Here is a 25,424-nt window from a genome sequence, read left to right as displayed (position 1 = left end):
GGTCTACTCCGTGCCCGGTGGGTCCGCGAGGCAGTCGCCGGCTCGCCTGCGCATCCGTTCGGCAAGCTCCCGCTCTTCTACAACCCTAGCCTCGGCGGGAGTGGGCGCGCCGCCGCCGAGTCGCCGGGGGACCCAGAACTCGCCGGCCGGGTGCGGGTATTCCTGCTGCACCTGAGCCAGCAGCGGCGCCATTCGCTCACGCAGTCGGGTGGTGAGCGCGGCGGCGTCACCGGACGGAGAAAGTGGTTCACCCGCCAGGACGGTGATCGGGATCTTGCTGCGCACCAACCGTGCCCGCGGATGGTCTTTGGTCCACAGCCGGTGGGCGCCCCAGACGATCAGCGGGACTATCGGCACCTGCGCCTCCAGCGCCATGCGGGCCGCCCCGGACTTGAATTCCTTGAGCTCGAAGCTGCGGCTGATGGTGGCCTCGGGATAGACGCCCACCACCTCGCCGGCACGCAAGGCCTTGACCGCGTGCTGGTAGGCGTCGGCGCCGGCCGCGCGATCCACCGGGATGGTGCCGGTGTGGTTGATCAGGTAGTTCACCACCCGCACCTGCTGCATTTCGGCCTTGATCATGAACCGCATCCGGCGCCCGCGGTAATACGCCGCCAGCCCGGCCGGCAGGAAATCCACGTAGCCGGTGTGGTTGATCGCTATCACGGCGCCGCCGTCGGCCGGGATGTGTTCCAGCCCGCGGTATTCGACCCGCGCGCCGGCGATCTTCACCAGGCTCAGCGCAGTGAGCTCCAGCGCACGAAAGACCGGCTGCATGCCAGCTCTACTCCGCGGTGCCCGTCGGGCTCGGCGGCTGCTGCTGGCGGGCGGCCCGCTCCTCGGCTCGGCGCACCGCTTCGGCGGCATCGAGCTCCAGCGCCTCGGCGGGGGTGGGCGCGCTGCCACCCAGGCGTCGGGGCACCCAGAATGCCCCGGCGGGATGATCGTCGGGGTAGGCGTCCTGCGCCTGCTCCAGCAGCTGCTGCATACGGGTCTGCAGCAGGGCACGCAATTCCTCGACCGGGAGCGTGGGCGCTATCGGCTCGCCGATCGTCACCGTGACCGGCACCTTGGTGCGGCCCAGTTTCTTCGGGTGGTCCTTGGTCCAGATCCGCTGGGCGCCCCACACGATATGCGGGATGATCGGCACCTGCGCCTCGATCGCCATCCGCGCGGCGCCGCTCTTGAACTCCTTGAGCTCGAAACTGCGGCTGATGGTGGCCTCCGGGTAGACCCCGACCAGTTCTCCGGCCCGGAGCTTGTCGACCGCGGTGGCATAGGACTCCGCACCCTGGCTGCGGTCCACCGCGATGTGCTTGCAGCCTCGCATGATCGGGCGGCTGTACCGGTTGTCGAACGTCTCCTTCTTGGCCATGAAGCGCACCCAGCGCCGTGGCTTCGCGTCGTAGGAGGCCACGCCGGCAAACAGGAAGTCGAGGTAGCCGGTGTGGTTGATCGCGACCACCGCTCCGCCGGTGGCGGGAATGTTCTCCCGGCCGGTGACGATGATCTTCAAACCCTCATAACGCCACAACGTTCGCGCAGCGGCGGCGACAGCGCCGTACCAAGCCTCCACAGCACCCAAGCCTAGGCGATGGGGGCACCTCGACCGCCGGTAAGCTCGGAAGGGATCTCTTAGAGCGTCGGGAGAAGGTACAAGTGCAGGTCACCAGCGTCGGGCACGCCGGCTTCCGGATCGAGACCGCCGCAGGCAGCATCCTGTGCGACCCGTGGGTGAATCCGGCCTACTTCGGGTCATGGGTCCCGTTCCCGGACAACTCCACGCTGGACTGGGACGCCCTCGGCGACTGCGACTACCTCTACATCTCGCACCTGCACCACGACCACTTCGACCCGCGGCACCTGGCGGCGCACGTCAACAAGGACGCGGTGGTGCTGCTGCCCGACTTTCCCGTGCCGGACCTGCGCCGCGAGCTGGAAGGGCTGGGCTTTCACCGATTCTTCGAGACCGCCGATTCCCAGCGGCACACGGTGTCGGGACCCAAGGGCGATCTGGACGTGATGATCATCGCGCTGCGCGCCCCGGCCGACGGACCGATCGGCGACTCCGGCCTGGTGGTCTCCGACGGTGTGACCACCGTGTTCAACATGAACGACTCGCGCCCGATCGACTTGGATGTGCTCCACGCCTTCGGCGCCATCGACGTGCACCTGCTGCAGTACAGCGGGGCGATCTGGTACCCGATGGTCTACGACATGCCGGCCCGGGCCAAGGAGGCGTTCGGCGTCCAGAAGCGCCAGCGGCAGATGGACCGCGCCCGCCAATACGTCTCCCACGTCGGGGCGACCTGGGTGGTGCCCTCAGCCGGTCCGCCATGCTTCCTGGATTCCGAGCTGCGCTACCTCAACGACGACCACGGCGACCCGGCCAACATCTTCCCCGACCAGATGGTGTTCCTAGACCAGCTGCGCCGGAACGGCCACGACGGCGGATTGTTGATGATTCCGGGAAGCACCGCCAGTTTCACCGGAGCACAACTGGATTCACTGAGCCACCCGCTGGACGACGCCGATGTCGAGGCCATCTTCACCACCGGCAAGTCCGACTACATCGCCGCCTACGCCGATCGGATGGCCCCCGCGCTGGCCGCGGAGAAGGCCTCCTGGGCGCCGGCGGCCGGCCCGGCGATGCTGGAGCCGCTGCGTGCTCTGTTCGAGCCGATCATGGCCCGCAGCAACGAGATCTGCGACGGCATCGGCTATCCGGTCGAGCTGGTGCTCGACGGGCAGGGCCACACCGAGACGGTGGTGCTGGACTTCCCCAAACGCATAGTGCGCGAACCGATTCCCGGCGAGAAGTTCCGTTACGGCTTCGGCATTCCACCCGAGCTGGTGCGGACCGTGCTGCGCGACAATGAACCGGACTGGGTCAACACCATCTTCTTGTCCACCCGGTTCCGGGCGTGGCGGGTCGGCGGCTACAACGAGTACCTCTACACCTTCTTCAAGTGCCTCACCGAGGACCGGATCGTCTACGCCGAAGGCTGGTTCGGCGAGAGCCACGACGACTCGGCGACCATCACACTGGGCGACTGGCAGATTCAGCGCCGCTGCCCGCACATGAAGGCCGACCTGTCGAAGGTCGGAGTGGTCGAGGGCGACACCCTGACCTGCAATCAGCACGGCTGGGAATGGGATCTCAAGTCCGGACGCTGCCTGACCGCCAAGGGCCACGAACTGCGTTGCGAGAGGTTATGACCGCCAGTTCCTACGACGACGGACTGGTCGCCCTGGATCACCGGGCGATCACGTTGCGCCGCTACCACTTCCCCTCCGGTACCGCGAAGGTGATCCCGCTGTCGGCGGTCCGCGGGTACCGCGCGGAACCGCTGGGCACGTGGACTCACCGCTTCCGGATCTGGGGCAGCTCGGATCTGCGGCGCTGGCTGCCGCTGGACATCAAACGGCCGACGCGGTCCACCCTGATCACCCTGGAACTGCACGGCGACCCGTGGCCGCGACCGGCGTTCACCCCCGCCGACCCGCGTGCGTTCCGGGCGTTGCTCGACGAGCTGCTGGCCCCCGAGTAATCGCCGCCGTGCGGCCCACGCCTCTCAGCGGTCGGCCAACACCTGATGCGCGGCGTTGTAGCCCGGGATGAACGTGATCCCCGGCCCGCCATGACAGCCCGCGCTCCCGAGATAGAGCCCCGCCACCGGCAGGGGCTGGCCGAGAAAGCCCCGCGGTCCGGGCCGGTTGGGGCCGATCTGATTCGGATTGAGCAGGCCGTGGCAGTAGTCGCCGCCGGGCGCACCGAACATGGTGCCCATATGCCGCGGGGTGAAGGTGGTGTGCCGCGTGATGCTGAGCTCGAAATTCGGTGCCAGCCTGGTGATCTTGTCGATCACCCGCTGACCCATCTCGACCTTCATCTCGCCGTAGTTGCCGTCCCCCTCGATGGGGAACCACAGCGCGAACGCCGAGGCGGCGTGCTTGCCCGGTGGGGCCAGCTCGGGGTCATGCAGCGACGGGATCTGCAGCACCACAGTCGGATCGGCCGGGACGATGCCGCGGCGGGCATCCTCCCACTGCTGTTGCACCTCCTCGGGCGTGCAGAAGATCCCCAGCGAAGCCTGCATGGCAGGGTCGTTGAGCGCCTCGTAGGGCGCGGTGAACACCGGCGCCTCGTCCAGCGCGAAGTGCATCTGCAGATAACTGCCCCGGTGGTCGGTGCGGGCGTAGCGGGCGCGGACATCCTCCGGGACCGAAGCCGCGTCGAGCAGTCCGGTGACCGTGACGTCGGGAGCGATCGCCGACACCACCACCGGTGCGCTCACGGTGTCCCCCGATTCGGTGCGCACCCCGGCCACCGCCCCGTCGGCGACCAGGATCTCTGAGACCGCGGCGCGCAGCCGCAGCTGGCCACCCAAGCCGGTGAACGTCTGGCACAGGTGCCCGGTGAGCGCGCCGATACCGCCGCGCAGCTTCTTCATCAGCACGGTGTTCTCGTCGGGCACACCCAGACCGAAGGCCAGTGCCGCGGCACTGCCGGGGGTGGCGGGCCCGCGGTAGAGGGTGTTGACGGCCAGCACGGTGAAGGAGCCGCGCAGCGCCGCGTGCTTCTCCCGGTCGGGCAGGTACCGATCCAGCACGTCGGTGACCGAGCCGAACAGCATGTCGTCGATGGCTGATCGCTCGAACTCGTTGGTGGCGCAGGCATACATCTCGTCGAGTGACTTCGGCGCCCGCCCGGCCTCGAAGCGGCCCAACGCGCGGGTGGGTGCCTGACTCCAGGCCAGCAGCCCCGCCATGCCGTTGACCGCCTCGGCGCCATGCACCTCACTGAGGTGGGTGAACAGCTTCATCGGGTCGGTGTATTGGATCAGCGGGTCGTCCCCGACGCCCCGCATCGCCACCGACATGACTTCCAGGTCGATGCTCTCCAGCGCGTCGAGCCCCAGCTCCGCGCTGACCGCCGCCGACGTGGGGAACTGCACCGAGCCGGCGATCTCGAACCGATAGCCGTCGAACAGCTCCACGGTGGAGGCCATGCCCCCGGCGTAGCGTCCGGCCTCCAGGCACACCGTGCGCAGTCCGGCCCGCTGCAGGATGAGCGCAGCCGCCAGTCCGTTGTGTCCGGCGCCGATGACGATCGCGTCGAAATCCGACATCCATCCGCCCTTCCCGCTTTCGGAGGAACGCTGGCACGCAGGGATGGTTTTGTCAATATTGACGGAACTAAAGGTTGCGCAGCGAGTCCAGCGCGGCGCGGGACATCCGGGCCAGCTCGGCCAATGTGCGGTCGGCACCCAGCATCCAGACCTCCATCGCGGCGAAGACGGCGGCCGCGATGCAGCGGGCCGTGACGGCCACCCGCAGTGGGTCAATCGGTTCACGCCCGGCGGTGGCCCGCAGCCGCTCGGCCACCGCATCGGCGAAGTCGATCTCCACCTGCCGGATGTGCCGCACGATCCGTTCCGGGTCGAGCTCTTCGGCACGCAGCGCAGCGATCCGGGTCACCGCCTCCACGTCATAGGGGAACGCGAAGATCGCCGCCTTGACGGCCTCGATCATCGGCTCGACCGGCGGGCGGGCCGCCAGGGCGCTGCGGAACCACTGCAGCCCGGCGTCATAGTCGGCGAACAGCAGATCGTGCTTGGAGGTGAAGTGCCGATAGAACGTTCGCAGCGACACCCCGGCGTCAGCGGCGATCTGCTCGGCGGAGGTGTCCTCCACGCCCTGCGCCAGGAAACGCACCAGCGCGGCCTGACGCAACGCTTCGCGGGTGCGTTCGCTACGCGCGGTCTGGGGCGTTCTGGGCATGCCGGTAAACGTACCGCAGCAACACACTCGCACAGAATGGCAATATTGACAATGTTTGCGGCGCGTGATGAGACTGGCCCATGATCTCGCTCATCGTGCATGCAGTGCTGGGCCTGGCGACCCTGTGGTGGATCGTGTCATCCAATCGCGCGGTCTTCGCGAAACCCGCTGGGGGCAGCGCTTTCTCACCTCTGGAAATGGTGTACTACGCGGTCGGCCTCGCCTCGATCGTGCTGGGCTGGTACTTCAACATCCGCTTTGTTCAGCAATACGCGCACGGCCCCAACCACAACCCGATCTGGGGGCCGGGAAGTTGGACGCACTACATCCAGCTGATGTTCACCAACCCGGCGGCCGGTTCGGCCAGCCAGGACTACACGATCATCAACGTCGTTCTGCTGCCGCTGTTCACCATCGTCGACGGCTATCGCCGAGGGCTGCGGCGTCCCTGGCTGTACTTCGTGTCGAGCCTGTTCACCAGCTGCGCCTTCGCCTACGCCTTCTACTTCGCCACCATGGAGCGCCAGCACCGGCACGCCAAGGCCGCGGAGTAGCTGCTCGGCACGCGAATCAGGAGCCGGCCGGTTCCAGAACCTCCACGCCGACGTAGGGCACCAGCGCCTTCGGCACCCGCACACTGCCGTCGGGCTGCTGGTGGTTCTCCAGGATCGCCACCAGCCACCGGGTGGTCGCCAGCGTGCCGTTCAGGGTGGCCGCGGTCTGCGGCTTGCCGTTCTCGTCGCGGTAGCGGGTCGCCAGCCGGCGGGCCTGGAAGGTGGTGCAGTTCGACGTCGACGTCAGCTCGCGGTAGGTGCCCTGGGAGGGCACCCACGCCTCACAGTCGAACTTGCGGGCAGCCGAGGATCCGAGATCGCCCGCGGCGACGTCGATCACCCGGTAGGGCACCTCGATGTGGGCCAGCATCTCGCGCTGCCAGCCGAGCAGCCGGTCGTGTTCGGCTTCGGCCTCCTCGGGCCGGCAGTAGACGAACCCCTCGACCTTGTCGAACTGGTGCACCCGAATGATGCCGCGGGTGTCCTTGCCGTAGCTGCCGGCCTCCCGGCGGAAACACGATGACCACCCGGCGTAGCGCAGGGGCCCGCCCGACAGGTCGAGGATCTCGTCGGCGTGGTAGCCCGCCAGCGGCACCTCGGAGGTGCCCACCAGATACAGGTCGTCGGCTTCGAGCCGGTAGACCTCGTCGGCGTGCGCGCCGAGGAATCCGGTGCCGGACATCACCTCGGGGCGGACCAGCGACGGCGTGATCATCGGGGTGAACCCGTTGTCGACGGCCACGCGTACGGCCAGCTGCAACAGACCCAGTTGCAGCAGCGCGCCGCGGCCGGTCAGGAAGTAGAACCGCGAACCCGAGACCTTGGCGCCGCGCCCCATGTCGATCAGGCCCAGCGCCTCACCGAGTTCGAGGTGGTCCCGCGGGTTCTCGATCGCCGGCGGCTCACCGACCACGTCGCGCACCGTGAAGTCGTCTTCGCCGCCGGGGGGCACTCCGTCGATCACCACGTTGGCAATCGCCATGTGCGCAGCCGTGAAGGCCGCTTCGGCCTCACTCTGGGCAGTCTCGGCGGCCTTGACCTGCTCGGCCAGCTCCTTGGCCCGCGCCAGCAGTGCGGGGCGCTCCTCGGGCGTCGCTTTGCCGACCAACTTGCTGGCCGCCTTCTGTTCGGCGCGCATCGAGTCAGCGGCGGCGATGGCCGCGCGGCGTGCGGTGTCGGCGGCCAGCAGGGCGTCCACCAGGGCCGGGTCCTCACCGCGACCCACCTGGGAGCGGCGGACACGGTCGGGGTCTTCACGCAGCAGCTTCAGGTCGATCACGGCAAAACCCTACAACCTGGCCGGCTGCATCACTTTCGCATCATTTGTCACGCGTCTGCGGCTGCCTGTCAGAATGGAGCCGATGTCAGAGGCAGCCGACCAGGAGAATCCACCCGCCAAGCGGGTGTCTTGGCGACGCACGCTGCCCGCCGCCCCGACGCGGCGCGCGCTGTTGCTGACCGCGCTGGGCGGGTTGCTGATCGCCGGTCTGATCACGGTGGTGCCCGTCCTCGGCGAGGGGCCCGCCGGGCTGCTGGGCCGCCTGAACGCCGAGCCGGTACCGGTCGTGGGCGGCAAAGGCACTGGTCCGGGGCTGGGGCTGGGGACCGTCAAGGGCAACGAGGCGATCGATCGCGCCGTTTCCGGGGACTGCCTGAACTGGCCGGAGAACGACCTGGATGCGGCGACGATCGTCAGCTGCGCCGAGGAGCACAAGTTCGAGGTGTCCGGCCCGGTGGACATGAAGATGTTCCCGGGCGCCGAATACGGGCCGGACGCCCCGCCGCCGTCGATGGCCCGCATCGAGCAGATCACCCAGGAACAGTGTGAGTCGTCGGTGCGCCGCTATCTGGGCGCCAAGTTCGACCCGCACAGCAAGTTCGTCGCCAGCATGCTGTGGGCGGGCGACCGCGCGTGGCGCCAGCACGGCGAGCGGCGGATGTTGTGCGGCCTGCAACTGCCGGGCGTGGGCGGCCAGCAGACCGCGTTCGTCGGCAAGATCGCCGACATCGACCAGTCCAAGGTCTGGCCGCCGGGCACCTGCCTGGGCATCGATCCGGCCACCAACCAGCCCAACGACGTTCCGGTCGACTGCGCGGCACCGCACACCAAGGAAGTCACCGGCACGGTCAACCTGGCCGAGCGTTTTCCCGACGCGCTGCCTCCCGAGCCCGAACAGGATGCCTTCATCAAGGAGTCCTGCACCCGGCTCACCGACGCCTACCTGGACCCGGTGCAGCTGCGCGACACGACGCTGACGCTGACCTATGCCACCGTCTCGCTGCCCAGCTGGGCGGCGGGCAGCCGATCGGTGTCCTGCAGCCTCGGCGCCACGTTGGGCAACGGCGGCTGGGCGACGCTGATCAACAGTGCCCGCGGATCGCTGCTGATCAACGGTCAGCCCCCCGTTCCGCCGCCGTCGATCCCCGCGGAGCGGCTGAATCAATTGCCCGCCGGTAGCCAGCCGCGGTGAGTGTCGCGATGGACCCGCGCCGGTTCGACGATCTTGTCTCCGACGCCCTGGACCTGATTCCGCGCGAGTTGGCCGCGGCCTTCAACAACGTTGTGGTGCTGGTGGAAGACCGCAACGCCGAGGAGCCCGATCTGCTCGGGCTCTATGAAGGGGTGGCGCTGACCGAGCGCGATTCCAGCTACGCCGGCTCGCTGCCCGACACCATCACCATCTATCGGGATGCTCTGCTGGAGATGTGCGAGTCCGAGGACGAGGTGGTCGACGAGGTCCGGATCACGGTGATCCACGAGATCGCCCATCACTTCGGGATCGACGACGACCGGCTGCACGAATTGGGCTGGGGCTGACGGCGCTCGGTGCGGCGCGCCGGACCGGGGTTGTCGGCGCGCAGTGCTATGAACGACCCATGGATGACCACTGCCGAGACTGCCGGGCGGAGCTGGAGCACTGCCACGGGACACTCATCCACCATGTTCATCAGGCCGCGGAGTGCACCGAGGACGGCTGCCCCGGCCAGGTGCTGCCGCATCCGTTCGCCTTGGACTGCGAGGCGGTCGGCTGCCACTGCGCCCGGGTGTACGCGCAGGCGGTGTAGCTAACCCATCGGGTCGGTGTCGGACCGCAACGCGTCGCCGACCGGGTCCGGGTTCGGTTCGGGACAAAACGGGGGCGTCAGCGAGCCCCACTGCACACAGCTCCACCGGCCGTCGGTGATGGGGGCCAGCACCACGGCGGTGGCGTTCTCCAGATGGTTGTCCAGGACGAAGCCGGCATCCACCCCCGCCAGCGTCGCCGCCGCCAGGCGGATCGCCGCGCCGTGGCTGACCACGACGATGTCCCCGGTCCAATCCTCATCGTCGAGGTAGCGCAGCCGCAGGTCGGTGACGACCGGCAGGTAGCGGTCGAGCACCTGTTCGGCCGACTCGCCGCCGGGCAGTGCGAGGCCGGTCTCGCCGGAGTGCCAGCGTTGATAGATCGCGTTGAACTCGGCGATCGCGTCGTCGTCGGTGCGGTTCTCCAGCTCGCCGGCCTGCACCTCGTGAATGCCTTCCAGGGCGCGGGCGGTCACGCCGCCCAGTCGGCCGCTGATCTCGGCGGCGGTCTGCACCGCGCGGGTGGCCACCGAATGGGCGACCAGCATCGGGCGGTGTCTGCCCTCTGCGGCGAAATTCCTGGCCTGTTCGCGGCCCAGCGGGGTCAGTTCCGTTCCGGGCGGGCGGGTGTCGAGTCGGCGCTCGACGTTGCCGTAGGACTGGCCGTGGCGCAGCAGCACCAGTCGCCCGCTCATGACACCACTCCGGATCGGCGCGGCGACGCGATGGGCCAGGAGCCCAGGTAGCGGACGTCGGCGCAGCTGCGGCGCAGTGCCTGCAGCGCCTCGGCGACCGCCTCGTCCTCGATGTGTCCGACGCAGTCCAGGAAGAACAGATAGGTGCCCAGCTCGGTGCGGGTCGGCCGCGACTCGATGCGTGTCAGATCGATACCGCGACTTCCGAATTCGGTCAGGGCAGCCGCCAGGGCTCCGGGCGCGTTGTCCAGGCGCAGCACCACCGATGTCCGGTCGGCGCCGGTGCGCACCGGCGGCTGCGCCGGGTTGCCCACCAGCACGAAGCGCGTCCGCGCATTGGGTTCGTCGATGACACCCTCGGCCAGGGAAACCAGCCCACGCTGCTGGGCGGCCAGCGCGGTGCTCACCCCGGCGTCCACCTCGCCGTCATAGACCTGTTGCGCCGCAGCGGCATTGGAGTTGGCCGGCACGGTCTGGGCACCTGGCAGATGCTCGGCCAGCCAGCGCCGCACCTGCGCGCCCGCCACCGGGTGGGCGGCCACCGTGCGAATGTCCGCCTCACCGCGACCCGGCGCGACGACGATCGAAAACGAGACGTCGAGGGTGATCTCGGCGAATATCTGCAACGGCGTGCCCACCGCGAGCCCGTCCAGGGTGGGCGTCACGCCGCCCTCGATCGAGTTCTCAATCGGCACGCACGCGTAGTCGGCGGCGCCGGAGCGCACCGCCTCGAGAGCCGCCGGCGTGCTCTCGGCCGGCACCGGTTCGAGGTCGGCGTCGGGAACCCGTCCGGCGCCGGTCAACGCGAGCAGCGCCGCTTCGGCGAAGGTCCCCGCCGGGCCGAGATAGCTGATGCGGGTCACCGGACAACCCTATCGGCCGCAGCCCGCCGGCGCGCTCACCGGCGGCGTGGCGCCGCTGCGGCGATTCCGCATTTCCTGTTGCGCCCCTCGCGGTCATTAATTAAGTTAGCCTTACCTCACTTCGAAAGGTGATCGATGGCCACAGCTACCGCAGCAACCGTCCCGACGTCCGCCGAGCGCATTCGCAGCGCCTGCATCCGCGGCCAGGCCTTGGTGGCGATCGCCGACGCCGCCGACGCCACACCGGTGCACGCACCGGTGTGCCACCTGGTCGACGGATCCGTGGTGGTCGCCGTCCCGGTCGAGAATCCGGTCGCGCAGGCCGCGGCCGACTCCGTGCAGGCCATGATCGAGTTGACCGATCACGCACCGTTGCGGCTGCGCGAGCGAGTGCGCGCGCTGGCGTGGATCCGGGGTGTGCTGCGCCCGGTGCCCGACCGTGAGATCTCCGTGCTGCTCGACCAGATCGCGGCGGTCGATCCCAATCCGGCTCTGCTCCAGGTTGTTTCACCGCGCTCGGTGTCGTGCTCCCGTCACGTCGGCGCCAACGATTCCGACATCGACTACGCACTGCTTCGGTTGACACCCGAGTCGGCGGTGCTGGCCGACGCCACCGGAGCCGAGTCGGTCGACGTGCATGAGCTGCTGGCTGCCCGCCCCGACCCGTTCTGTGCCATCGAGGCGCACTGGCTGCAGCACCTGGACTCGGCGCATTCGGACATGGTGGCCCGACTCGCCGCCGCAAAACTGCCGCCGCAGCTGCGTCGCGGCCCGGCGCGCCCGCTGGCCGTGGACCGCTACGGCATGTGGCTGCGGGTGGAGGCCCCCGAGGGGGACCGCGACGTTCGGCTGAGTTTCCCGCGGCCGGTCGAGGATGTGCTGAGCCTGAACCGCGCGGTTCGCGCGCTGCTGGGCTGCCCGTTTCTCAACGGGCTGCAGGCCCGGCGTCAGGCGCAGTAGCAGGTCGACGCCGTAGTTCCAGCAGCTACCGTGGCGAGGTGTCCGAGCTCCAGACCCCGCGACGTGCACTGCGCGTGGAGATCGTCCTGGTCCTGGCGATCACCTACGGCCTCAGTGCGGTCACCGCGATTCTGCAGCTCGCCGATGCGGTGCTGCGTGACCTGCGCACCCAGCAGATCCCCCTCAACCCTCGCCGGTCCTATTTCGACCTGATCGACCTGGGGCTCAACGCCGCCTGGGCGGTGCAACTGATCGCCTGGGGCGCACTGGCGCTGTACCTGCTGTGGCGCAGCGGAATCGGACCCGGCCGCATCGGAGTCGGCGGGTGGCCCCGCCGCGGCGACGTGGCCGGCGCACTCGGGCTGGCCGCCCTGATCGGGCTGCCCGGCCTGGGCCTGTACCTGCTGGCACGAACCTTGGGCCTCAACGCCGACGTGATTCCCGCGGCGATCAACGACACCTGGTGGCGCGCCCCGATACTGATCGTGATCGCGTTCGCCAACGCCTTCGCCGAGGAAGTGATCGTGGTCGGCTACCTGCTGACCCGGCTGAAGCAGCTGCGGGTGTCGCCCTGGGTGGCGCTGGCCTGTTCTGCCCTCCTCCGCGGCACCTACCACCTCTATCAGGGATTCGGTGCCGGGCTGGGCAACATCGCCATGGGCCTGGTGTTCGGCTACACCTGGCAGCGCAGCGGACGACTGTGGCCGCTGATCCTGGCGCACGCCGTGATCGACACCGTGGCGTTCGTCGGATACGCGATGTTCGCCGACAGGCTCGGCTGGCTGCGCTGACCGCGGGGGCTCAGCCCGCGACGCGCGTCACCGTGACGGAGATGGTGTGGGCGCCGGCGCCGGATTCGATGACCAGCACCGAAGCATTGTCCGCCGAGACGACTTCGCCGCCGGTGACGCTCACCTGGTAGCCGTTCGGGAACTGCACGTCCGGGATCGAGATCCGGGTCTGCGATCCCGGATCGAAGACGCCGGCGCCCTCAGCCGTCGTCGTGGAGTAACTGAACGAGAAGACCCCGTTGGCGAACGACCAGCTGTTCGGAATTCCGGCGATCACCTGCGGGTAGGGCTGGGCCAGCGTCGACAGGATGGCCTGGCTGACGTTGTCGCCGGTCGGCGGCAGGTTGGTGTTGTGCACCAACGAGCCCGCCTCATTGGTGTAGCCCCAGTACAGCCAGCCGAACTTGTGCGGATCGATGGAGTTCAGCTGGCTGGTGATGGTGTCGGTGTTGGAGGTCGCACCGAACTCGGTGACCACCGCCGGGACGTCGTAGCGGTCGACGAAGCGCTGCGCGCCTTCCATCATCATTCCGTCCCACAGCGAGCAGCCGGCGGCGCTGCCGGTGCCCAGGGCGTCGAAGATGCAGTAGTCGTGGAAGGCGAACACAGCGTTGTCGTCGTCCACCGGGCGCAGGTTGGTCAGGGCAGTGACGTTGCCGAACAACACGTTCGGCTCGTAGTACACCGTGGTCTTCGGATCGACCGACCGGATCGCCGAGGTCACCTGCTCGTAGAACGGGTTCAGGGTCTCGCGGTCGAAGTGCGGGTTGCCCAGCAGGCTGGCCAGCCACGGCGAGCCGGTCCACGGCTCGTTCATGATCTCGTAGCCGGCCACACCGGGCGTGCCGCCGAAGTAGTCGGCGACCGTCTGCCACATCCTGGCGTAGTAGTTCTGCAGCCCGATTCCGTCCACCTTCTCGTTGGACCAGAACGCATCCCAGGCTTGGTTCTGCGCCGGGTTGAGGGCGTAGGCGAACGGGAAAGGCTGGGTGGGGTCATTGTCTGCCGCGTTGAACAGCGTGGCCCAGTCCGGCGCGCCATGCCCCCCGACTTCCGCGCCGTAGAGGTCCTGGTGCATGTCGAGGATGCTGACGATGCCGTGCGCCCTCAGCGTCTCAATGGTCCCCTTGACCGATTCCAGATAGGCCCAGTTGTACACGCCGGGCTGCGGTTCGATCTGGTCCCAGTACAGGCCCAGCCGCACCGCGGTGAAGCCGTTGGCGGCCAGGAACGCCGCATCGTCATCGTCGAAGCCGTTGCCGCCGGGTGAGAACGGCGCCGACTTGTACACCTGGTTGACGCCCTGCAGGATCACCACCCGGCCGTCCTGGTCGACGATCCAGTTGCCGGCCGTGTGCAGTTCGGGCAAGGCCTTCACCGGAGCTCCGTCCAGCACGCCGAAAGTGCCCACCGCGCCGTGGGTGCCCAGCGAGCCGGCCAGACCCCCCGCCCCGCCCAGTGCGGGCAGATCTCCCGGGCCCAGATAGGCGCCGTCACCGCCGTCGCCACCGTCACCGCCGCCGCCGAACCACCTCGATCCGTTGCCGCCGTCACCGCCGTTGCCGCCGAGGTGGCTGCCGTCGCCGCCGTCGCCGCCGGCACCGCCGACACCCAGCAGCCACCCGCGGCCATCGCCGCCGGCTCCGCCCACTCCGCCGTAGACACCGTCCCCACCGGCTCCGCCGGCGCCACCGATGCCCATGAACCACCCACCGACTCCGCCGGCCCCACCGCTGCCGCCTTCGCCGCCGTCGCCACCGGCACCACCATTGCCGAAGAACCCGGCCGCTCCCCCGGCCCCACCGGACCCACCGACCTCGGTGCTGTCCCAGCCGGCCCCGCCGTCACCGAACAGCCAGCCGCCCGCGCCACCGGCGGCATCCTCTGCCGTGCCGTCTGCGCCGTCACCGATCATCAGGCCCAGACCCAGGCCCTCGCTGATCTGGTTGTAGACATCGATGACCGGTGCCAGCACCGGGTTGCCGACCAGCCAGTCGATACCGGAGTACAGCGGGGTGTAGACCCAGTTCTGAATCAGCCCCGCGACGTCGGGGTACAGCAGGCTGTCCAGGTTCGAGGACGCAGCTGCCGAACCGGCCCACATTCCATCCCAGTTCGCGGCGAACGCCTCCCAGGCTGCCGGACTGAACACCGCATCCCAGTCCAGGCCGCCGGACGCGGTGTCGATGAACGGCGCCAACACCTGATCGAAGACCTCGAAACCCTCGGCAGTCGCCACCGGCATCGACGCACCGGGCAGCACTGCGAGCGTCAGAGACGCCCCGACCGCCGCACCCAGCCCGACAACCCGGCGATTGCGCTTTGTGCTGCACTGACGAGTCATCTGTCGGTAGGCCTCTCTTCATGGTCGCGGCGGGCGACGGACGTGGGCCAAGATAACGATCTCTTCGGAAGATTACTAATAAAGGCTGAGAGGCCCGGCGTGGCTGAATGCCCGCGGACGTGCCGCGTCCAGCACGCCACCGGGCTGACCACTGAAGATCGCCCCGATGGCGCTGGATACGTAGATTGGGCGGGTGAACGGCGAGCGCGGGCCGAGCCGGCCCTGGCACCTGGAACCGCCGCGTCGCGAGCCGCCGCCGATGTTGTACCGCGACCCCCACGGCCGGCCGGTCTCGCCGGCGCCGCAGCGGGTCGTCCGGCGACCGGCCCCCCACCCGGCCCCGCGCGCCTACTCCCCGCCTCCGCCGTCTCCACCGCCTCGCCCGGCGGCGACGCGACCTCCTGTCGCGCGGCGGCGACGCTCCTGGCCGCGCCGGCTGGTGGTGCTGGCCCTGCTGGCGGTGTTGCTCGGCAGCGCCACGCTGGTGGGTGCAGCCGCCTGGTTCGACACCGCGCTGCAGCGGACCGCGGCATTCTCCGATTACCCGCAGCGCCCGGAACCGGGCCGCGGCACGACGTGGCTGCTGGTCGGTTCGGACAGCCGCGCCGATCTCACCCCCGAAGAGCAACAGCAGCTGAACACCGGCGGAAACATCGGCAACGGACGCACCGACACCATGCTGGTCGTCCACCTGCCCACACGGGGATCGCAGTCACCGGCCACGGTGATCTCCCTGCCGCGCGACTCCTACGTCACGATCCCCGGCTACGGCGCAGACAAGATCAACGCCGCGTTCACCCTCGGCGGCGCTGCGCTGCTGACCCGCACGGTGGAGCAGGCCACCGGACTGCGGCTGGACCATTACCTCGAGATCGGGTTCGGCGGATTCGCCACCCTCGTCGACGCGCTCGGCGGCGTCACCTTATGCCCCGACGAGCCGATCGAGGACCCACTGGCCGGGCTCAGTCTGCCGGCCGGCTGCCAGAAGCTGGCCGGCGCGGCCGCGCTGGGCTACGTGCGCAGCCGGGCCACCCCACGTGCCGACCTGGATCGGATGGACCACCAGCGACTGTTTCTCTCGGCGCTGCTGGCCCGCATCACCGAACCGGCCGCCTGGCTCAATCCGGTGCGCTGGTACACCGTGCCGCACACCGCCGCACGCGCGATCACTGTGGACAACGGCTCCGGCGTGCTGGACCTGGCGGCGTTGGGCTGGGCGCTGCACGGCACCACCACCATGCTGACCGTGCCGATCGGCGAGTTCGTCTGGACCGAGGTCGGCGACGCGGTGGTATGGAACGATGCCGAGGCCACCGAGTTATTCGACGCCCTGCGTCGCGATACGCCACCACCGATAGGGTCGGTTAATTGAGTAACGCCTAATTTACCGCCCGATTGCGCAATTTTGCATATCCTATCTTTACTTAGGCAATGCTCGCCTGAGTAAGGTTCTCCTTGGATGCAAACCCCTGCTGACCAGGGGTAGCATCGCGGTCATGATCGAGAACGACAGCCACAAGACGAAATTCCACGCGCTGCTTCAAGAGCAGATCTACCACGAATTCACCGCTGCGCAGCAATACGTCGCTGTCGCGGTTTATTTCGACGGCGAAGAATTACCGCAATTGGCGAAGTTCTTTTACGCGCAGGCCGTCGAGGAACGCAGCCACGCGATGATGATGGTGCAGTACCTGCTCGACCGCGGCATCCGCGTCGAGATTCCCGGTGTGGACGCCGTGCGCAACCACTTCGACGCTCCGCGGGATGCGCTGGCGCTGACCCTGGACCAGGAACGCACCGTCACCGAGCAGATCAGCCGGCTCACCAGCGCCGCGCGCGACGAGGGCGACCACCTCGGCGAACAGTTCATGCAGTGGTTCCTGCGCGAACAGATCGAGGAGGTGGCCGTGATGACCCGACTGCTCCGGGTCGCCGACCGCGCCGGGCACAACCTGTTCGAGCTGGAGAACTTCATCGCGCGCGAGATCACGGTGGGTCAAGAAGCCGGCGCGCCGCGAGCGGCCGGCGGGTAAGCCTCGCTCCCCCGCGGGATCAGCCCGCCCGTAACCGCGCCTTGGTTCGGGCGGGCTGATTGGTCGCGACCCACGCGACCCCGACATCCCTGCAGAAGTCGACGTCCTCGTGGCGGTCGACGGTCCAGCAGTACAACGCACGGCCGCGCGCGGCCGCCTGGTCCACCAACTCCGGGTGTTCGCGCAAGGTCTCGATGGACGGACCGATCGCGGTGGCACCGACCGTCGTCGCCGCGCCGCCGCCCAGATAGCGGGCGCCGGAGCCGAGCAGGACGGTGGGCAGCAGCGGCGCGGCCCGGCGGATCCGCCACACCGCCGCCGCCGAGAACGACATCACCACCGCACGCGACCGGGCGGCCGACGCCGGCGCGGCGAGCCCGAATCGGTGCAACAGGGCGAGCACTTCACGCTCGACCATTGCGCCGTAGCGCACCGGATGCTTGGTCTCGATGAAGATCTTCACCGGCCGATGCCAGTCCAGTACCAGCGCCACCAGCGCATCGAGGGTGAGCAGTCCGGTGTCGCCGATGTCGGAGCCGGCCTGCCCGTTACGGTGCCAGGCACCGTAGTCGAGACGTTGCAGCTGCGACAACGTCATCTCGCTGACCACCCCGGCCCCGCTGGAGGTCCGGTCCACCCGACGATCGTGCACGCAGACCAAGTGCCCATCGCTGGTCAGCCGCACATCGCATTCGACGCCGTCCGCCCCCTCCTGCAGCGCCAAGTCGTAGGCGGCCAGGGTGTGTTCCGGGCGGTCGACAGACGCACCCCGGTGTGCGACCACGAAAGGGTGTTCCGCGACGACATCACCGGCCGGGGTCATGGGCTTACGCTGCCGGTTCCCGTCCGTCGGGCTCAAGAGCCGGAGCCGCCGGCGCGACCTGCTCCGGCGTCGGTTCGCCATCCGGAGGTGGCGGCGTCACCGCACGATCATCGGGCACCACCACCCAGTGGTGAGCCGGCCGGCCCATAGAGCGGCGCTCGAATCCCTCGACCACCCGGGTCGCCGTCACCACTGCGGCCAGGCCCAGCAGGTAAGCCACCACGGTCGCCACGATGTTGTTGGCAATGCCTTGAGCCCCATCAGCCCGACTGGTGGCGGTGGCGAAGACCGCGACGGCAGTGCTGGCCGCCCAGACGGCCCACCACACCACGATGGGTTTGCGCAGCCGCTCCAGCCGGCCCTCCCGCTGGGCCAACTCGATGACGAACACCGGCGCCCAGGCCAGGTTGACCACCGGCACCAGGCACCCGGCCCACAGCGCCCACGCCGGGCGCGTCTCGGACTGATGCAACCGAGCGAAGGCGGCCGCACGCCGGGCCAGCAGCCACCTGGTCAGCACCACGGCGCAGGTGACCACCGCCGCGATCGCGGCCAACCCGGCCAGCCGGCCCAGCCATACCGCGCCACCGGCGATCACGGGATTCAACAGCTTGGTGCGATTGACGATCATCAGCACGTAGATCAAGACGTGCACCAGGGCCGCGACGCCCAGCGCGGCGATCGCGGCAGCGAGCGTCCGCTCCAGTGCGCGCGCCGTCGGCGCCTGCCGTTCCCCTCGCTTCGACGGTGCCGCACTGCGACTCGGAGCGCCCATCAGCGTCCACCGCGGCATCACCGTGTAACGCGGGGTCGGCCCGAGCGGGCGCCGGGCGGGCGGCCGCGGAGGCGGGGGGCCGGGCCGCACCGCGATCCACCGGTAACCGAGTCCCGGCCGCAGCGGCGCCTGTCCCGGCGCGGCGGGCGGTGCAGGGGGACCGGGTTGGGTCCGCTGCAACTCGGCCTCTTGCTGGGGTGTCAGCGGCGCCCACAACGCACCGTTGCAACGTGGACACCAGGACCGCTGGCGGTCGTGCACGTTCCACCGCGTGTTGCAGCGGGAACACACCTGAATCACCGCCCCAGCCTAGCGGCGACCGCAAGGTCGGCGGAGCCGACCGCGGCGGGTCGGCGCCCAGCAGTACCGAGGCGACCGCAAGGTCGGCGGAGCCGACCGCGGCGGGTCGGCGCCCAGCAGTACCGAGGCGACCGCGGTCGGCGGTGGGGGTACCGACCGCAGCCGGACCACGGCGTTCGGCGCACCGAGCCGAAAACGTTCCGGCGGCCCTCGCGGGACCCGGCAGCTACCACCGGCTATCCACAGTTTCCACAGGTTTATCCACACACCGATCGACAGCCGCACGGGCCGTGATGTGCTCGTAACATGCCGACAGACGCATCGGTTGTGGATAACGCAGCGTCGTCGCCCCGAACTGGCTAACAGCGTCGAGCGAAATCGCTTGATCGGCTAAGCAGCCGCTGTCGCCCCCTGCTTGACAGCCGTCCGGCCCCGGAATGCATCCGTGCAGGTAAGTCGGGTTATCGTGGGGAATTTTTCCACGCGGGAACCAAAGCGCTATGATCGCCGTCACAGAACGGATGTGATGCGCCTCACGGGGGTGGGCGCACGGCGAAGTTGGGGGCACAGCGATGTTGAGGGCAGCGGAATGACCGCCCGGTCGATCGGACCTTTCGCGGCGGCGTCGGGCTGGCATTCGGGTTCATCCACCTACAAGCGCGCCTATCTGCTGGCAGCACTGCGCGCCGGGGCGATCGCTCTGGTGCTGCTGACTTTCCTGCTTGTGCTCGTCCTGACCTGAACTCCCGCCCGCGGATTGTGATCGGCTGACGCCGTGCGCCGACTCGATCCGTTGTTGCGGTCCCCTCGGTGTTGGAGCAGTGTGGTTGCCGGTGGCCCCACCACACCGCGACCGCGCTGGGAGTGGGGTGCCGCTAGACCGTCAACGCCTGTCGACAATGATCAACGGTGATCGACACCGGATCAGTACTGACCGAAGGAAGGAACCCCGTGGCCGACTACACCTTGCCGGACTTGGACTGGGATTACGGAGCCCTTGAGCCGCACATCTCGGGTCAGATCAACGAACTGCACCACAGCAAGCACCACGCCGCCTACGTGGCCGGCGTCAACACCGCGCTGGAGAAGCTCGCCGAGGCGCGCGCCAACGACGACCACGGCGCGATCTTCTTGAACGAGAAGAACCTCGCGTTCCACCTCGGCGGGCACGTCAACCACTCGATCTGGTGGAAGAACCTGTCCCCCAACGGCGGCGACAAGCCGACGGGCGAGCTTGCCGCAGCCATCGACGACGCGTTCGGCTCGTTCGACAAGTTCCGCGCGCAGTTCACCGCGGCCGCCAACGGCCTGCAGGGTTCGGGTTGGGCGGTGCTCGGCTACGACACCCTGGGCGGAAAGCTGCTGACCTTCCAGCTCTACGACCAGCAGGCCAACGTGCCGCTGGGAATCATCCCGCTGCTGCAGGTCGACATGTGGGAGCACGCCTTCTACCTGCAGTACAAGAACGTCAAGGCGGACTACGTCAAGGCGTTCTGGAACGTGGTCAACTGGGCCGATGTGCAGTCGCGTTTCGCGGCCGCCACCTCCAAGACCTCGGGCCTGATCTTCTAGCCGCACTGTCGGCCAAGTGGGGCGTCGCGCCGTTGGCGTGGCGCCCCACTTGTTTTATCCGGCTTTCATACGGCGGTTCCAGCGTCGCCTCTCCTCCGTCGCGCCTCGCTGAACCGCCGGCTTTATTCACCGCTTCGTTACCGGCCACCGCGCCGTGTCATCTTGAATCCGCGGTGCGGTTGCCGCATGCTGCCAATATCCCACCCGCTGAAAATGCGAGCGCGAATCAGCCAGTAGGTCAATACAATCGCGGAGGGTGCGCGATGGAGACAACAGGGTCAGGTCGGGCGATCGAAGTCGCCCCGTTTCACTCGCGTGGCGAGCTGCACGGATTCGTGGTCTTCGGCCGCTGGCCGGATTCCACCAAAGAATGGGCGCAGTTGCTCAGCATCACCGTCCGAGTCGCGACCATGCCCGGATTGCTGCCCACCACAACGGTTTTCGGCACACATGAGGAGCTCCCCGACCAAGCGGGTCCGGGCACCGTCGGATTTCTGCTGGCCGAAGGGACCGTCATCGGCGAATCGGCGATCTCCCCGGGGTACTTCGCCGGCCGCCAGCCCTCAGCGCTGCTGATGCTGCACCCGCCGTCGGAGACCATTCCCTCGCTGCCCGAATGCCGAGGCGCCGCGTCCGGCTGTGTACTGCTGCCCGGGATTCCCTACCTGGGCCTGGAGCACCGGGCGGCCTGGGTCGAAGCCGAATCCGACGGCACCGTCACCTCGATGGTGAGCCGGGTCGGCGTGGACCCGGTCAGCCATCCAGACACCGCGGTCTTGGCCATGCTGCTTGCTGCATAAAGCAATTCAGGCCCGATTTGTCCCGTCCCCGGATCGTGGATTTCGGCTGGCCGAAATCTGGCGGCGGCTGGCGGCCGGACCCGGGAGTCACTAGCCTCGGCAGCTGACGAAAGGGCGTCCGCATGCTTGCCGCCATGCTGCTCAGCCTGGGCGTGGTCTTCCTCGCCGAACTCGGTGACAAGTCCCAACTGATCACCATGACCTACGCGCTGCGGCACCGCTGGTGGGTGGTTCTGGGCGGGGTGGCTATCGCCGCGTTCGCCATCCACGGCATCTCGGTGACGGTGGGGCACTTTCTCGGGCTGACGTTGCCCGCGCGGCCGATCGCGGCCGTCGCCGGTATCGCCTTCATCGGCTTCGCGGCGTGGACCTGGCGCGAGGGAGCCAGCACCTCGCCTGGGGACACAGCGGTCCGCGAGCCACGATTCGTCCTGTTTGCGGTGGTGTCCTCAGTGCTGTTGGCCGAACTCGGGGACAAGACGATGCTGGCGACCGTCGCGTTGGCCAGCGACCGTAACTGGCTGGGAGTATGGCTGGGCGCGACGGCCGGCATGGTGCTGGCCGACGCTGTCGCGATCGCGGTCGGAACGGTGCTGCACCGGCGGTTGCCCGAGCATCTGTTGCACACCGCGGCCGGGCTGCTCTTCCTCGGATGCGGCGTGTGGATTCTCTTCGACGAGGCGCTCGGCTGGCGACCGGTGGCCATCATCGCGGTCGCCGGATTGGCGTCGGTGGCGTTGGGGTCAGCGCTTTGGCGGGCATCGCTTCGCCGTTCCCGGCAAACCGCCGGAGACGATTCCACCACTCGGTAGCAAATCCCGGCGACAACTCAGCCCACGGCGGAAACTTCACTTCGCCGGAGTGCCTTCCGGTAGCGAGGACCAACGGACCGGTGTTGGTGGAACACTCAGTTCGTCGTGACCGACGCAATTGTGCTTGGTACACCGGGAAATCCGGCCACAGTGATCTCTACGGCGAGCCGAATGAACTGCACCACGCCCGATCTCGTGCATCAAGATCGAATTCGCCACCCAAACACCCTTGGTTGTGTCAGTAACTATGGCTACGATGTCAGCAAATCATCGGGCGCTGCCGCATCCGCCGTCGTGGTGCGCCCGTCGGCCGCCTGCCTACCCCCTTTGGAGGTCCTATCGATGAGCGCGACGTTCGCGGTCCGCTTAAATCGTCTTTTCGATGTGGTCTACCCACCCGGCCGCGGACCGCATACGTCCGCCGAGGTAATCGCGGCACTCAAAGCGGAGGGCGTCACCATGTCGGCCCCGTACCTCTCGCAGTTGCGCTCGGGTAATCGCACCAACCCATCCACCGCGACCATGAACGCTTTGGCCAACTTCTTCCGGATCAAACCGGCGTTCTTCACCGACGACGAGTACTACGCCAAGCTCGACGCCGAGCTGTCCTGGCTGGAGAGCGTCCGCGACGCCGGGGTACGGCGCATCGCAACCCAGGTCGTCGGGCTCTCCCCCGAGGCGCAGGAGGACATCCTGGCCCACATCGATGAGCTCCGTCGCAAGGAGCACCTCAGCGCCTGAGGCGCCGGCGCCGCGATTAGGGTGGCTTGATCGGTTCCAGCGAGACACCGGGGAGGCGGCCGCGATGGGCCTGTTCAGAAAACGCAAGAGCCGCGCGACCCGGCGTGCCGAAGCACGGGCGCTGAAGGCCGGCGCCAAGCTTGAGGCGCGGCTGGCCGCCAAGGGCGAGGCGAAACGCTTCAAGGCCGGCCAGCGCGCGGAGGCCCGTGCACTGAAGGCCCAGATCAGGTCGGACCGCAACCGCGACCGCGCCGCGCTCAAGGCCGCCGAAAGCCAGCTCAAGGCCGCCCGTGACGGCCGGATCCTCTCGCCCGCCCGCATCCGTCGGACACTGGTGGTCACCCGGATGCTGGCACCGATCGTGGTACCGCTGGCATACCGCGCCGCGATGGCCGTACGCGGCCTGATCGACGAGCAGCGAGCCGCCCGGCTCGGCGTGCCGCTGTCCCGCCTCGGCGAGTTCTCCGGCAACGGAGCCCAGCTCTCGGCGCGCATCGCCGGGGCAGAGAAGACCCTGCGCCTGGTGCAGGAGCGCAAGCCCAAAGATGCCGAGACCAAGCAGTTCGTCGCCGCGATCACCGAACGGCTGTCGGACCTGTCGACGGCCGTGACCGCCATCGAGACCATGCCGGTAGACCGTCGCCGGGCGGCGGCCGCCTCGATCAGCTACCAGCTCGACGGGATCGACGCCGATCTGATGGCCCGGCTGGGGCTGCCGTCATGAGCGCCCGGATGCGCGCCCTGGCGCTGGCCGCGGCGATCACCGCGGCTTCCTTGGTCGGTGCCGCGCCGGCCTGGGCGCATGTGCACGCCAGCAGCCCCGGTGCGGTGCGCGGCGGGGTCGCGATGGTCACCTTTGAGGTCCCCAACGAGTCCCCAAACGGTTCTGCCACAACAGAACTCACCGTGACGCTGCCCGACGTGGCCTCGGCTCGCACCGAGACCAAACCCGGTTGGAAGGCACGCCTGGACCGCGACCCCAAGTCCGGCGCGGTGCGCTCGGTGACCTGGACCGCCGACGCCGGCGCCGGCATCGGCCCCGACCAGTTCGGGCTGTTCCGGATCGCGATGCGACTGCCCGACGCCGAGACCGTGAGCTTCCCATCGGCTCAGCGGTACGCCGACGGCACCGAAGTGCGCTGGGACCAGACCCCGCCACCCGGCGGCGGCGAGGCGCAGCGCCCAGTGCCCACCCTGGCCCTGGGAACTGGCCCGGCGGCGGCGACCGAACACCACGCCCAGCATCCGGAGCCTGCGGTCTCTGCCGGCCCGGCGCCGGCGGCGGAGCCCGAGGCCGGCGAGCATCACGGCGACAACGCCGCCCGGCTGCTCGGCGGGGCCGCACTGCTCCTCGCCGCCCTGGCAGCCACAATCGCCCTGGGTAGGCGACGGGCGTGAGGCGGACATTGCGCGGCGCGCTGGCCGGCCTGTTCCTGCTGGGGATGCTGTTGACGGCCACCGGGGTGGCCGCCGCGCACGCCGTGCTGGTGTCGACCGACCCGCCGCGCGACGCGGAACTGTCGCGTGGCCCCGAGCGCGTCAGCGCCACCTTCAACGAGCAGCTGCAGTCCGACTTCGCGGCGATGACCGTGGTGGGGCCCGACGGGCACCTGTGGTCCACGGGGGACACCCGGGTGGACGGCGCGGTCGCCAGTGTCGCGGTGCGTCCGCTGGGGCCCGCCGGTACCTACACCGTCCACTATCGGGTCACCTCCGCCGACGGGCATGTGGTGTCCGGTTCGTGGCCGTTTCAGCTGACGGTGGCCGGCACCGGGGAGCCCGGCCCCGCGGTCACCGACCGCGACGACGCGGCGCCCGCCGTTCCGCTCCGCCACAGCGACCCCCAGGGCGACCTGCCGATTTGGCCCTTCGTAGCCGGCGCGGTGGTGCTCGTCGGGGCCGGTGTGTGGTTCAACCGGCCGCGCTCCTGACTTTCGGCCGGCGGTCACCGCGGGCAGATGCTGGCATGATGGGCATGTTGCCGATGTGACGCTGAGTTGATCTGTGACCAGAACCCCGCCAGAGGAGCTGTTGTATGACCGAACCGCAGGGCCAGCCCGACCACGACGCCGCCGCTGCGCCCGAGCCGGTTGCACCGGCTGAAGCTGACTCACCAACAGACCCGCCGGCGGTGACACCGCCGAAGGCGCCCGCGAAGAAGGCACCCGCCAAGAAGGCACCGGCGAAGAAGGCCGCCGCCAAGAAGGCACCGGCCAAGGCCGCCAAGAAGGCACCCGCGAAGAAGGCGCCCGCCAAGAGCGCCCCCGCGGCCCCGGCCCCGGCCATCCCCACCCCACCCGCAGTCAACACCAACGGGTCGAGCCAGCTCGCTGAGGGCGCCAAAGAGACGGCTGCACAGGCGAAGACCACGGTGGAGACCGCCCACAACCCACTGAGCACGCCGGCGTCCCCGGCGCGACGCTCGCCCGGCCCGCTGCTGGCCGCCGGAATCGCCGGTGTGCTCGCACTGTTGCTGCTTCGCCGGCTGCGTCGCGCGCGCCGAGGCTGACCGG

Annotated in this window: 29 protein-coding genes; 19 read left to right on the top strand and 10 right to left on the bottom strand. The window is 68.9% G+C overall.

The window, feature by feature from the left end; genetic code table 11:
* Window positions 1-3 precede the first annotated feature (3 nt).
* Both AWC18_RS01440 and AWC18_RS01435 read right to left on the bottom strand, forming a co-directional pair.
* Window positions 4-777: a lysophospholipid acyltransferase family protein gene (locus AWC18_RS01440; protein WP_064996745.1), complete on the bottom strand. Its 774-nt coding sequence runs from the start codon at window positions 775-777 to the stop codon at window positions 4-6.
* A gap of 7 nt (window positions 778-784) precedes the next feature.
* Complete coding sequence (locus AWC18_RS01435; RefSeq protein WP_064996746.1) at window positions 785-1,576, bottom strand: lysophospholipid acyltransferase family protein; 792 nt, start codon at window positions 1,574-1,576, stop codon at window positions 785-787.
* A gap of 83 nt (window positions 1,577-1,659) precedes the next feature.
* Here AWC18_RS01435 and AWC18_RS01430 point away from each other — a divergent pair, with 83 nt between their 5' ends.
* Together AWC18_RS01430 and AWC18_RS01425 are read left to right on the top strand one after the other, a co-directional pair.
* Window positions 1,660-3,219 carry an MBL fold metallo-hydrolase gene (locus AWC18_RS01430; RefSeq protein WP_085137201.1) on the top strand — a complete coding sequence of 520 codons (1,560 nt, stop codon included), beginning with the start codon at window positions 1,660-1,662 and terminating at the stop codon, window positions 3,217-3,219.
* Complete coding sequence (locus tag AWC18_RS01425) at window positions 3,216-3,551, top strand: hypothetical protein (RefSeq protein WP_064996748.1); 336 nt, start codon at window positions 3,216-3,218, stop codon at window positions 3,549-3,551. The genes AWC18_RS01430 and AWC18_RS01425 overlap by 4 nt, the downstream gene beginning before the upstream one ends.
* Before the next feature lie 24 nt (window positions 3,552-3,575).
* Here AWC18_RS01425 and AWC18_RS01420 read toward each other — a convergent pair whose 3' ends face one another.
* Entirely contained in the window at window positions 3,576-5,132 is a 1,557-nt protein-coding gene (locus AWC18_RS01420) for a phytoene desaturase family protein (RefSeq protein ID WP_064996749.1), read from the bottom strand.
* Window positions 5,133-5,199: 67 nt separating this feature from the next.
* Window positions 5,200-5,784, bottom strand: coding sequence for a TetR/AcrR family transcriptional regulator (locus AWC18_RS01415; RefSeq protein ID WP_064996750.1), 585 nt, complete (start codon window positions 5,782-5,784; stop codon window positions 5,200-5,202).
* Between the two features lie 80 nt (window positions 5,785-5,864).
* Here AWC18_RS01415 and AWC18_RS01410 point away from each other — a divergent pair, with 80 nt between their 5' ends.
* The gene (locus AWC18_RS01410) at window positions 5,865-6,338 is read left to right on the top strand and encodes a DUF2834 domain-containing protein (protein WP_064996751.1); all 474 of its coding nucleotides are present in this window, start codon (window positions 5,865-5,867) and stop codon (window positions 6,336-6,338) included.
* 16 nt (window positions 6,339-6,354) lie between these two features.
* On the opposite strand, the gene serS is transcribed toward AWC18_RS01410, so the two are convergent.
* Entirely contained in the window at window positions 6,355-7,617 is a 1,263-nt protein-coding gene (gene serS / locus AWC18_RS01405) for a serine--tRNA ligase (protein WP_085137199.1), read from the bottom strand.
* An 82-nt stretch (window positions 7,618-7,699) separates the two neighbouring features.
* On the opposite strand from serS, the gene AWC18_RS01400 reads away from it, so the two are divergent.
* From AWC18_RS01400 to AWC18_RS01390, 3 genes are read left to right on the top strand one after another with little or no spacing between them, the layout of a single operon-like run.
* Window positions 7,700-8,809 carry a septum formation family protein gene (locus tag AWC18_RS01400; protein WP_234784364.1) on the top strand — a complete coding sequence of 370 codons (1,110 nt, stop codon included), beginning with the start codon at window positions 7,700-7,702 and terminating at the stop codon, window positions 8,807-8,809.
* A complete protein-coding gene (locus tag AWC18_RS01395) occupies window positions 8,806-9,156 on the top strand; it encodes a metallopeptidase family protein (protein WP_085137197.1) in 351 nt (116 codons plus the stop codon). The genes AWC18_RS01400 and AWC18_RS01395 overlap by 4 nt, the downstream gene beginning before the upstream one ends.
* 59 nt (window positions 9,157-9,215) lie before the next feature.
* Window positions 9,216-9,404, top strand: coding sequence for a hypothetical protein (locus AWC18_RS01390; RefSeq protein ID WP_085137195.1), 189 nt, complete (start codon window positions 9,216-9,218; stop codon window positions 9,402-9,404).
* Here AWC18_RS01390 and AWC18_RS01385 read toward each other — a convergent pair whose 3' ends face one another.
* Both AWC18_RS01385 and pheA read right to left on the bottom strand, forming a co-directional pair.
* Complete coding sequence (locus AWC18_RS01385; protein WP_085137193.1) at window positions 9,405-10,097, bottom strand: histidine phosphatase family protein; 693 nt, start codon at window positions 10,095-10,097, stop codon at window positions 9,405-9,407.
* Window positions 10,094-10,960: a prephenate dehydratase gene (pheA, locus tag AWC18_RS01380; RefSeq protein ID WP_085137191.1), complete on the bottom strand. Its 867-nt coding sequence runs from the start codon at window positions 10,958-10,960 to the stop codon at window positions 10,094-10,096. The genes AWC18_RS01385 and pheA overlap by 4 nt, the downstream gene beginning before the upstream one ends.
* A gap of 135 nt (window positions 10,961-11,095) precedes the next feature.
* On the opposite strand from pheA, the gene AWC18_RS01375 reads away from it, so the two are divergent.
* Window positions 11,096-11,920 (top strand): DUF2470 domain-containing protein, encoded by an 825-nt coding sequence (locus tag AWC18_RS01375; protein WP_064996758.1) that lies wholly within the window; start codon window positions 11,096-11,098, stop codon window positions 11,918-11,920.
* A 38-nt stretch (window positions 11,921-11,958) separates the two neighbouring features.
* The gene (locus AWC18_RS01370; protein WP_064996759.1) at window positions 11,959-12,711 is read left to right on the top strand and encodes a CPBP family intramembrane glutamic endopeptidase; all 753 of its coding nucleotides are present in this window, start codon (window positions 11,959-11,961) and stop codon (window positions 12,709-12,711) included.
* A gap of 10 nt (window positions 12,712-12,721) precedes the next feature.
* Here AWC18_RS01370 and AWC18_RS22160 read toward each other — a convergent pair whose 3' ends face one another.
* Window positions 12,722-14,956: a cellulase family glycosylhydrolase gene (locus tag AWC18_RS22160; protein WP_165757962.1), complete on the bottom strand. Its 2,235-nt coding sequence runs from the start codon at window positions 14,954-14,956 to the stop codon at window positions 12,722-12,724.
* A gap of 292 nt (window positions 14,957-15,248) precedes the next feature.
* Between AWC18_RS22160 and AWC18_RS01360 the strand changes: the two genes are divergently transcribed.
* Together AWC18_RS01360 and AWC18_RS01355 are read left to right on the top strand one after the other, a co-directional pair.
* Window positions 15,249-16,427: an LCP family protein gene (locus tag AWC18_RS01360; protein WP_085137186.1), complete on the top strand. Its 1,179-nt coding sequence runs from the start codon at window positions 15,249-15,251 to the stop codon at window positions 16,425-16,427.
* Window positions 16,428-16,551: 124 nt separating this feature from the next.
* Window positions 16,552-17,088, top strand: a complete 537-nt coding sequence (locus tag AWC18_RS01355) for a ferritin (RefSeq protein WP_064999532.1) — start codon at window positions 16,552-16,554, stop codon at window positions 17,086-17,088.
* A gap of 19 nt (window positions 17,089-17,107) precedes the next feature.
* Here the strand turns inward: AWC18_RS01355 and AWC18_RS01350 are convergent, their stop codons facing one another.
* Together AWC18_RS01350 and AWC18_RS01345 are read right to left on the bottom strand one after the other, a co-directional pair.
* Window positions 17,108-17,911, bottom strand: a complete 804-nt coding sequence (locus tag AWC18_RS01350; protein WP_064999533.1) for a glycerophosphodiester phosphodiesterase — start codon at window positions 17,909-17,911, stop codon at window positions 17,108-17,110.
* A gap of 4 nt (window positions 17,912-17,915) precedes the next feature.
* Window positions 17,916-18,686, bottom strand: a complete 771-nt coding sequence (locus AWC18_RS01345) for a DUF4328 domain-containing protein (protein WP_234806394.1) — start codon at window positions 18,684-18,686, stop codon at window positions 17,916-17,918.
* A gap of 889 nt (window positions 18,687-19,575) precedes the next feature.
* Here AWC18_RS01345 and AWC18_RS21575 point away from each other — a divergent pair.
* From AWC18_RS21575 to AWC18_RS01305, 9 genes are all read left to right on the top strand, one after another.
* Window positions 19,576-19,728, top strand: a complete 153-nt coding sequence (locus AWC18_RS21575; RefSeq protein ID WP_165690710.1) for a hypothetical protein — start codon at window positions 19,576-19,578, stop codon at window positions 19,726-19,728.
* Between the two features lie 209 nt (window positions 19,729-19,937).
* Window positions 19,938-20,558: a superoxide dismutase gene (locus AWC18_RS01340; protein WP_064999535.1), complete on the top strand. Its 621-nt coding sequence runs from the start codon at window positions 19,938-19,940 to the stop codon at window positions 20,556-20,558.
* 263 nt (window positions 20,559-20,821) lie between these two features.
* A complete protein-coding gene (locus tag AWC18_RS01335; RefSeq protein ID WP_085137181.1) occupies window positions 20,822-21,358 on the top strand; it encodes a peptidase in 537 nt (178 codons plus the stop codon).
* Window positions 21,359-21,480: 122 nt separating this feature from the next.
* The gene (locus AWC18_RS01330) at window positions 21,481-22,170 is read left to right on the top strand and encodes a TMEM165/GDT1 family protein (RefSeq protein WP_085137179.1); all 690 of its coding nucleotides are present in this window, start codon (window positions 21,481-21,483) and stop codon (window positions 22,168-22,170) included.
* Window positions 22,171-22,512: 342 nt separating this feature from the next.
* Window positions 22,513-22,911 carry a helix-turn-helix transcriptional regulator gene (locus tag AWC18_RS01325; RefSeq protein WP_064999541.1) on the top strand — a complete coding sequence of 133 codons (399 nt, stop codon included), beginning with the start codon at window positions 22,513-22,515 and terminating at the stop codon, window positions 22,909-22,911.
* A gap of 64 nt (window positions 22,912-22,975) precedes the next feature.
* A complete protein-coding gene (locus tag AWC18_RS01320; protein ID WP_085137177.1) occupies window positions 22,976-23,635 on the top strand; it encodes a DUF6474 family protein in 660 nt (219 codons plus the stop codon).
* Window positions 23,632-24,309 carry a YcnI family protein gene (locus AWC18_RS01315; protein ID WP_085137176.1) on the top strand — a complete coding sequence of 226 codons (678 nt, stop codon included), beginning with the start codon at window positions 23,632-23,634 and terminating at the stop codon, window positions 24,307-24,309. Before AWC18_RS01320 ends, AWC18_RS01315 begins: the two co-directional genes overlap by 4 nt.
* On the top strand, window positions 24,306-24,842 hold the full coding sequence (locus tag AWC18_RS01310) for a copper resistance CopC family protein (RefSeq protein ID WP_420093293.1): 537 nt from the start codon (window positions 24,306-24,308) through the stop codon (window positions 24,840-24,842). The genes AWC18_RS01315 and AWC18_RS01310 overlap by 4 nt, the downstream gene beginning before the upstream one ends.
* 104 nt (window positions 24,843-24,946) lie before the next feature.
* The gene (locus AWC18_RS01305) at window positions 24,947-25,420 is read left to right on the top strand and encodes a hypothetical protein (protein ID WP_109559966.1); all 474 of its coding nucleotides are present in this window, start codon (window positions 24,947-24,949) and stop codon (window positions 25,418-25,420) included.
* Window positions 25,421-25,424: the final 4 nt, after the last annotated feature.

Origin of the sequence: Mycolicibacter nonchromogenicus, assembly GCF_002101775.1 — a bacterium.
In the GTDB taxonomy this organism is placed as follows: Bacteria; Actinomycetota; Actinomycetes; order Mycobacteriales; family Mycobacteriaceae; genus Mycobacterium; species Mycobacterium nonchromogenicum.
Note: the sequence above shows the minus strand (reverse complement) of the source record. Positions and strands in the feature narration are given on the sequence as shown.

What these genes read in the sequence shown, in the direction of transcription:
- AWC18_RS01400 (WP_234784364.1), top strand. Translation starts at nt 7,700, where the DNA reads ATGTCAGAGGCAGCCGACCAGGAGAATCCACCCGCCAAGCGGGTGTCT.
- AWC18_RS01350 (WP_064999533.1), bottom strand. Translation starts at nt 17,911, where the DNA reads ATGACCCCGGCCGGTGATGTCGTCGCGGAACACCCTTTCGTGGTCGCA.
- AWC18_RS01335 (WP_085137181.1), top strand. Translation starts at nt 20,822, where the DNA reads ATGGAGACAACAGGGTCAGGTCGGGCGATCGAAGTCGCCCCGTTTCAC.
- AWC18_RS01355 (WP_064999532.1), top strand. Translation starts at nt 16,552, where the DNA reads ATGATCGAGAACGACAGCCACAAGACGAAATTCCACGCGCTGCTTCAA.
- AWC18_RS01410 (WP_064996751.1), top strand. Translation starts at nt 5,865, where the DNA reads ATGATCTCGCTCATCGTGCATGCAGTGCTGGGCCTGGCGACCCTGTGG.
- AWC18_RS01305 (WP_109559966.1), top strand. Translation starts at nt 24,947, where the DNA reads ATGACCGAACCGCAGGGCCAGCCCGACCACGACGCCGCCGCTGCGCCC.
- AWC18_RS01375 (WP_064996758.1), top strand. Translation starts at nt 11,096, where the DNA reads ATGGCCACAGCTACCGCAGCAACCGTCCCGACGTCCGCCGAGCGCATT.
- AWC18_RS01390 (WP_085137195.1), top strand. Translation starts at nt 9,216, where the DNA reads ATGGATGACCACTGCCGAGACTGCCGGGCGGAGCTGGAGCACTGCCAC.
- AWC18_RS01425 (WP_064996748.1), top strand. Translation starts at nt 3,216, where the DNA reads ATGACCGCCAGTTCCTACGACGACGGACTGGTCGCCCTGGATCACCGG.
- AWC18_RS01320 (WP_085137177.1), top strand. Translation starts at nt 22,976, where the DNA reads ATGGGCCTGTTCAGAAAACGCAAGAGCCGCGCGACCCGGCGTGCCGAA.
- AWC18_RS01345 (WP_234806394.1), bottom strand. Translation starts at nt 18,686, where the DNA reads ATGGGCGCTCCGAGTCGCAGTGCGGCACCGTCGAAGCGAGGGGAACGG.
- AWC18_RS21575 (WP_165690710.1), top strand. Translation starts at nt 19,576, where the DNA reads ATGACCGCCCGGTCGATCGGACCTTTCGCGGCGGCGTCGGGCTGGCAT.
- AWC18_RS01420 (WP_064996749.1), bottom strand. Translation starts at nt 5,132, where the DNA reads ATGTCGGATTTCGACGCGATCGTCATCGGCGCCGGACACAACGGACTG.
- AWC18_RS01440 (WP_064996745.1), bottom strand. Translation starts at nt 777, where the DNA reads ATGCAGCCGGTCTTTCGTGCGCTGGAGCTCACTGCGCTGAGCCTGGTG.
- AWC18_RS01330 (WP_085137179.1), top strand. Translation starts at nt 21,481, where the DNA reads ATGCTTGCCGCCATGCTGCTCAGCCTGGGCGTGGTCTTCCTCGCCGAA.
- AWC18_RS01415 (WP_064996750.1), bottom strand. Translation starts at nt 5,784, where the DNA reads ATGCCCAGAACGCCCCAGACCGCGCGTAGCGAACGCACCCGCGAAGCG.
- AWC18_RS01325 (WP_064999541.1), top strand. Translation starts at nt 22,513, where the DNA reads ATGAGCGCGACGTTCGCGGTCCGCTTAAATCGTCTTTTCGATGTGGTC.
- AWC18_RS01315 (WP_085137176.1), top strand. Translation starts at nt 23,632, where the DNA reads ATGAGCGCCCGGATGCGCGCCCTGGCGCTGGCCGCGGCGATCACCGCG.
- AWC18_RS22160 (WP_165757962.1), bottom strand. Translation starts at nt 14,956, where the DNA reads ATGCCGGTGGCGACTGCCGAGGGTTTCGAGGTCTTCGATCAGGTGTTG.
- AWC18_RS01385 (WP_085137193.1), bottom strand. Translation starts at nt 10,097, where the DNA reads ATGAGCGGGCGACTGGTGCTGCTGCGCCACGGCCAGTCCTACGGCAAC.